Origin of the sequence: Actinomadura roseirufa, from assembly GCF_900659635.1 — a bacterium.
GTDB lineage: Bacteria > Actinomycetota > Actinomycetes > Streptosporangiales > Streptosporangiaceae > Spirillospora > Spirillospora roseirufa.
Genome location: NZ_CAACVB010000396.1, coordinates 1 through 5,324, shown reverse-complemented (window position 1 = coordinate 5,324; position 5,324 = coordinate 1). Strand labels below are relative to the sequence as shown.

The following is a 5,324-nucleotide window of genomic DNA, read 5'->3' as shown; positions in this document are numbered from 1 at the left end:
GGCCGCCGCGTTCGCGGCGTCCCTCGCCGCCGGCTGCGGGACGGGCGGGTCCGGCTCCCGCGTCGTCAACCTGTACAACGCGCCGCAGGAGCACCTCGGCTCGATCGTCCGGCGCTGCAACGAGCGGGCGAGGGGCCGGTACCGGATCGTGCTGAACATCCTGCCCCGCGGCGCCGACGACCAGCGCGAGCAGCTCGTCCGCAGGCTCGCCGCCGCCGACAGCGGCCTGGACGTGCTCGGCCTGGACGTCACCTGGACGGCCGAGCTCGCCCAGGCGGGCTGGATCCGCGAGTGGACGGGCCCGGCCGCGCGGGAGGCCCGCGCCGGCACACTCCCCGGGCCGCTCGGCACCGCCGTCTGGCACGGCAGGCTGTACGCGGCGCCGTCCAACACCAACGTCCAGCTCCTGTGGTACCGCGCCGACCTCATGCCGTCCCCGCCGTCCACGTGGGCCGGGCTGATGGCGGCCTCGGCGCGGCTCGCCGACGAGGGCAAGCCCCACTACGGCGAGGTCACCGGCGCGCAGTACGAAGGTCTCACCGTGTGGTTCAACAGCCTCGTCGAGTCCGCCGGGGGGCACGTCCTCACCCCGAACGGCGAGCGGGTCGACCTGGGGCCGCCCGCGCTGACGGCGCTGCGGACGATGCGCGACTTCGCCCGCTCCAAGGCCGCCGACCCGTCGATGACCAACACGCGCGAGGACGACGCGCGGCTCGCCGTGGAGGCCGGCCGCGGCGCCTACGAGATCAACTGGCCGTTCGTGTACGCGTCGATGGCGACGACCCGGCCGAAGCGGCTGGCCGACTTCAAGTGGGCGCCCTACCCCGGCATCAGCGGTCCCGGGCGGGCGCCCCTCGGCGGGTCGAACTACGCGGTCAGCCGCTACTCCACCAAACCCGGCGCCGCGTTCGACGCGGCGCTGTGCCTGCGCGACCCGGGCAGCCAGCACATCGCCGCGGTGAAGGACGGGCTCCCGCCGGCCATCGAGTCCGTCTACGACGCCGAGGGCATGGCCGAGGCCTACCCCATGCGCCGCACGATCCTCGACGCGCTCAGGACCGCCGCGCCGCGTCCCCGGACCCCGACCTACCAGAACGTCTCCACCATCACGGCGGTGACCCTGTCGCCGCCGGGCTCGATCGACCCGCCCCGCACGCTGGACCGGCTGCGCGGCCTGATCCAGGACGCGCTGGAGAGCAAGGGGGTGCTGCCATGACCTCCGGCATCACGAGGGCCACCGCCTGGGAGGAGCTCGGCGGCGGCCCCGGGCGCGCCTCGCCGAGCGCGAACCGCCGCTCCGAACGGCGGCTCGGCTGGTGGCTGTGCGCGCCCGCGGCCCTGGTCATGCTGCTGGTCACCGGCTGGCCGATCGTCTACTCGGTGCTGCTGTCCCTGCAGCGCTACGACCTGCGCTTCCCCGGCCGCAAGGCGTGGATCGGGTTCGACAACTACGGGACGGTGCTGACCAGCCGCTTCTGGTGGAACGCGTTCGCGGTGACGGCGCTGATCACCGTGCTGAGCGTGGCCGTGGAACTGGTCCTCGGCATGGCGATCGCGCTGGTGATGTACCGCACGATCGTCGGCCGCGGGCTCGTCCGCACCCTCGTGCTCATCCCGTACGGGATCGTCACGGTCGCGGCGGCCTACGGCTGGAAGTACGCGTGGACGCCCGGCACCGGCTGGCTGGCGCGGCTGCTGCCCGCGGGCAACGCCCCGCTCACCGAGCACTGGCCCGCCATCGGCATCATCGTGCTCGCCGAGATCTGGAAGACGACGCCGTTCATGGCGCTGCTGCTCATGGCGGGCCTCGCGCTCGTCCCGGAGGACGCCCTGCGGGCCGCCTCGATGGACGGCGCCACCGCCTGGCAGCGCTTCACCCGGATCACGGTGCCGCTGATGCGGCCCGCGATCCTCGCCGCGCTGCTGTTCCGCACCCTGGACGCCTTCCGGATCTTCGACGACATCTTCGTGCTGACCGGCGGCGCCCAGAACACCGGCTCGGTGTCGGTGATCGCCTACCACAACCTCATCGGCGGGCTGAACCTCGGCATCGGCTCGACGATGTCGGTGCTGATCTTCCTGACCGTCGCGGTCATCGCGTTCGTGTTCGTCAAGGTGCTCGGCACCTCCGCGCCCGGCACGGACGCGGCGGGGCGGCGCTGATGGACCGGACCCCGGCCGGCGTGGTCCGCTGGAGCCTCCTGGACCTGGCGGTGCTGCTGTACGCGCTGATCCCGGTCGCGTGGATCGCCGCGCTGTCCTTCAAGACCCCGCGCACGATCCCCGACGGGAGGTTCTGGCCCGACGAGTGGACGCTGTCGAACTACCGCGGCATCTTCGACAACGGCGACTTCCTGCACGGGCTCGTCAACTCCATCGGGATCGGCCTGATCGCCACGCTGATCGCCATCGTCGTCGGCACGATGGCCGCCTACGCCGTGGCGCGGCTGGCGTTCCCGGGCCGCCGCCTGGTGATCGGGCTCTCCCTGCTCATCGCGATGTTCCCGCAGATCTCCCTGGTCACCCCGCTGTTCGAGATCGAGCGGGCGCTCGGGCTGTTCAACACCTGGCCGGGGCTGATCCTGCCGTACATCACCTTCGCCCTGCCGCTGACCATCTACACGCTCTCGACGTTCTTCCGGGAGATCCCGTGGGACCTGGAGAAGGCGGCGAAGATGGACGGCGCGACGCCGCTGCAGGCGTTCCGCCTCGTCATCGTCCCGCTCGCCGCGCCCGGCGTGGTGACCACCGCGATCCTGGCGTTCATCGTCTGCTGGAACGACTTCCTGTTCTCCATCTCGCTGACGTCGTCCAGCCGGGCCCGGACGGCGCCGGCCACCATCTCGTTCTTCACCGGCAGCTCGCAGTTCGAGGACCCGACCGGGTCCATCGCCGCGGCCGCCATCGTCGTCACGATCCCGATCGTGCTGTTCGTGCTGCTGTTCCAGCGCCGGATCGTGGCCGGCCTGACCTCCGGAGCCGTGAAGGGGTGATAGGGACCCATGGCTGAGATCGTCCTCGACGGGGTGACCAAGCGCTATCCGGACGGCACCACCGCCGTCCAGGACCTGGACCTGACGATCGCCGACCGGGAGTTCATCATCCTGGTCGGCCCGTCGGGGTGCGGGAAGTCCACCACCCTCAACATGATCGCGGGGCTGGAGGACATCAGCGAGGGCGAGCTGCTCATCGACGGCGTGCGCGTCAACGACCGGGCGCCGCGCGACCGCGACATCGCGATGGTGTTCCAGTCCTACGCGCTGTACCCGCACATGACCGTGCGGCAGAACATCGGCTTCCCGCTCCGGCTCGCCAAGGTCGGCAAGGAGGAGGCGCACTCCAAGATCGAGGAGGCGGCGCGGATCCTCGGCATCGAGCCGTTCCTGGACCGCCGGCCCGCGCACCTGTCGGGCGGGCAGCGCCAGCGCGTCGCGATGGGCCGCGCGATCGTCCGCAACCCGAAGGCGTTCCTGATGGACGAGCCGCTGTCCAACCTCGACGCCAAGCTCCGCGTCCAGATGCGCACGATGATCTCCCGCCTCCAGCACCAGCTCGGCACCACCACCGTGTACGTCACCCACGACCAGACGGAGGCGATGACGCTCGGCGACCGGATCGTGCTGATGCGGCGCGGCGTCGTCCAGCAGGTCGGGACGCCCGAGGAGCTGTACGACCATCCGCACAACCTGTTCGTGGCGGGCTTCATCGGCTCCCCGTCGATGAACTTCATGCCCGCCGACATCACCGGGGAGGGGCTGCGCACCGTCCTCGGCACCATCCCGCTGTCGGCGCGGGTCCGGCGGGCGCTGGAGGCGCACCGGGCCCCGTCCCGCGTGATCATGGGCATCCGGCCGGAGACCTTCGAGGACGCGCGGCTCGCCCGGCACGGCGACGCCGCCGAGCACGTCCGCACCTTCACCGGCCGCGTCGAGATCGTCGAGTCGCTCGGCGCGGAGAAGTTCGCCTACCTCGACCTGGAGGCCGAGGGCGCGATCGACTCCGCGCACCTCGCCGAGGCGTTCCAGGGCAGCGGGCCCGTCCACCGCCGCGCCCAGCTCATCGCCCGGCTGGACCCGCGGTCGCGGGCCCACGAGGGCCGTCCGCTCGAGCTGGAGTACGACCCGGACGCCGTGCACCTGTTCGAGCCGGACACGGGCCTGAACCTCACCGAGGACACCTGAGGGACCGCCCGGCGCCGGACGTCAGGGGACGAGCAGGCGGCGCAGCGCCGTGAGCCCGGGGCCGAGCAGCCGCCCGCCCGGCCCGTCGTGCGCGAGCGCGGCGCGGGCGGCGTTGGCGCCGCAGGCGCCGTGCACCCCGCCGCCCGGATGCGCCGACGCCGAGGCCAGGTACAGCCCGGCGACGGGCGTCTCGGCGCGGCCGAGGCCGGGCACCGGGCGCAGCACGAGCTGCTGGTGCGCCAGCGCGGTGCCGCCGTTGAGCGCCCCGTCCACGAGGGAGGCGTTGTGCCGCTCGAACAGGGGCGGGGTGATGACGCGCCGCGCGAGGACCCGGTCCCGGAAACCGGGCGCGAGGCGTTCCAGGATCCCCTCGATCCGGTCGGCCATCGCCGCGGCCTCCCGCTCGTCCCACACGCCGGTGATCCCGTCCGGGCCCGCGTCGCCGGTGACCCGCCGCGGGACGTGCGTGTAGGCCCACACCGACTCGGTGCCGGCGGGGGAGCGGGCCGGGTCGGCGGTCGTCATCTGGCCCAGCAGCGCGAACGGCTCGGACGGGACGCGCCCGCACGCGAGCTGCGCGCTGTACTCGGTCAGCGCGTTCATGCCGGGGGACAGGTGGACGGTCCCGGCCCGCGCCGCGTCCGGGGACGTCCAGGGGATCGGGCCGGACAGCGCCCAGTCCACCTTGAACGTCGCGTGGTCCCAGTCGAATCGGCCGACGTCGGCGCGGAGCCCGGCGGGCAGGTCGGCCCAGTCCACGAGCCCGCCGTACAGCGCGGGCGCCGGGACGTCGGCGAGGACGGCGCGCACGGCGCGGACCGCGTCGCCGTCCGCGGTGCGCACGCCCAGCGCCCGCCCGCCGCGGACGACCACCGAGGTGACGGGGGTGGCGCAGCGGACCCGTCCGCCGCGCGCCGCCAGCCGCCGCACGAGCGCTGCGGTCAGCTCGCCCGCGCCGCCCTCGGGCACCGGCCAGCCGTACTTCTGGCCTGCCATCGCCAGCAGCCAGCCGAACCCCGAGCCCGCCGTGGTCTCCGGGAACGCGTCGGTGTGCAGCGCCGACCCGGCGAGCAGCAGCGGCCCGCCCGGCCCGGTGAACTCCCGCTCGCCGAGCGTCCGGACGGGCGCCAGCAGCGACCGCAG

At 73.4% G+C, this 5,324-nt stretch carries 5 protein-coding genes; 4 read left to right on the top strand and 1 reads right to left on the bottom strand.

The genetic code is table 11. The features are described from left to right. The 4 genes from E1291_RS38695 to E1291_RS38680 all read left to right on the top strand — a co-directional run. Positions 1-1,216 (top strand): ABC transporter substrate-binding protein (locus E1291_RS38695; protein WP_207401175.1); only part of this gene is annotated, 1,216 nt, incomplete at its 5' end. Next, a complete protein-coding gene (locus E1291_RS38690; RefSeq protein WP_131742996.1) occupies positions 1,213-2,163 on the top strand; it encodes a carbohydrate ABC transporter permease in 951 nt (316 codons plus the stop codon). The genes E1291_RS38695 and E1291_RS38690, both read left to right, overlap by 4 nt. Next, a complete protein-coding gene (locus tag E1291_RS38685) occupies positions 2,163-2,993 on the top strand; it encodes a carbohydrate ABC transporter permease (protein WP_131742995.1) in 831 nt (276 codons plus the stop codon). Before E1291_RS38690 ends, E1291_RS38685 begins: the two co-directional genes overlap by 1 nt. Before the next feature lie 9 nt (positions 2,994-3,002). Continuing rightward, positions 3,003-4,181: an ABC transporter ATP-binding protein gene (locus tag E1291_RS38680; RefSeq protein WP_131742994.1), complete on the top strand. Its 1,179-nt coding sequence runs from the start codon at positions 3,003-3,005 to the stop codon at positions 4,179-4,181. 21 nt (positions 4,182-4,202) lie between these two features. Here the strand turns inward: E1291_RS38680 and E1291_RS42810 are convergent. Then, a partial coding sequence (locus E1291_RS42810; RefSeq protein ID WP_165495502.1) for a phytoene desaturase family protein occupies positions 4,203-5,324 on the bottom strand: 1,122 nt, incomplete at its 5' end.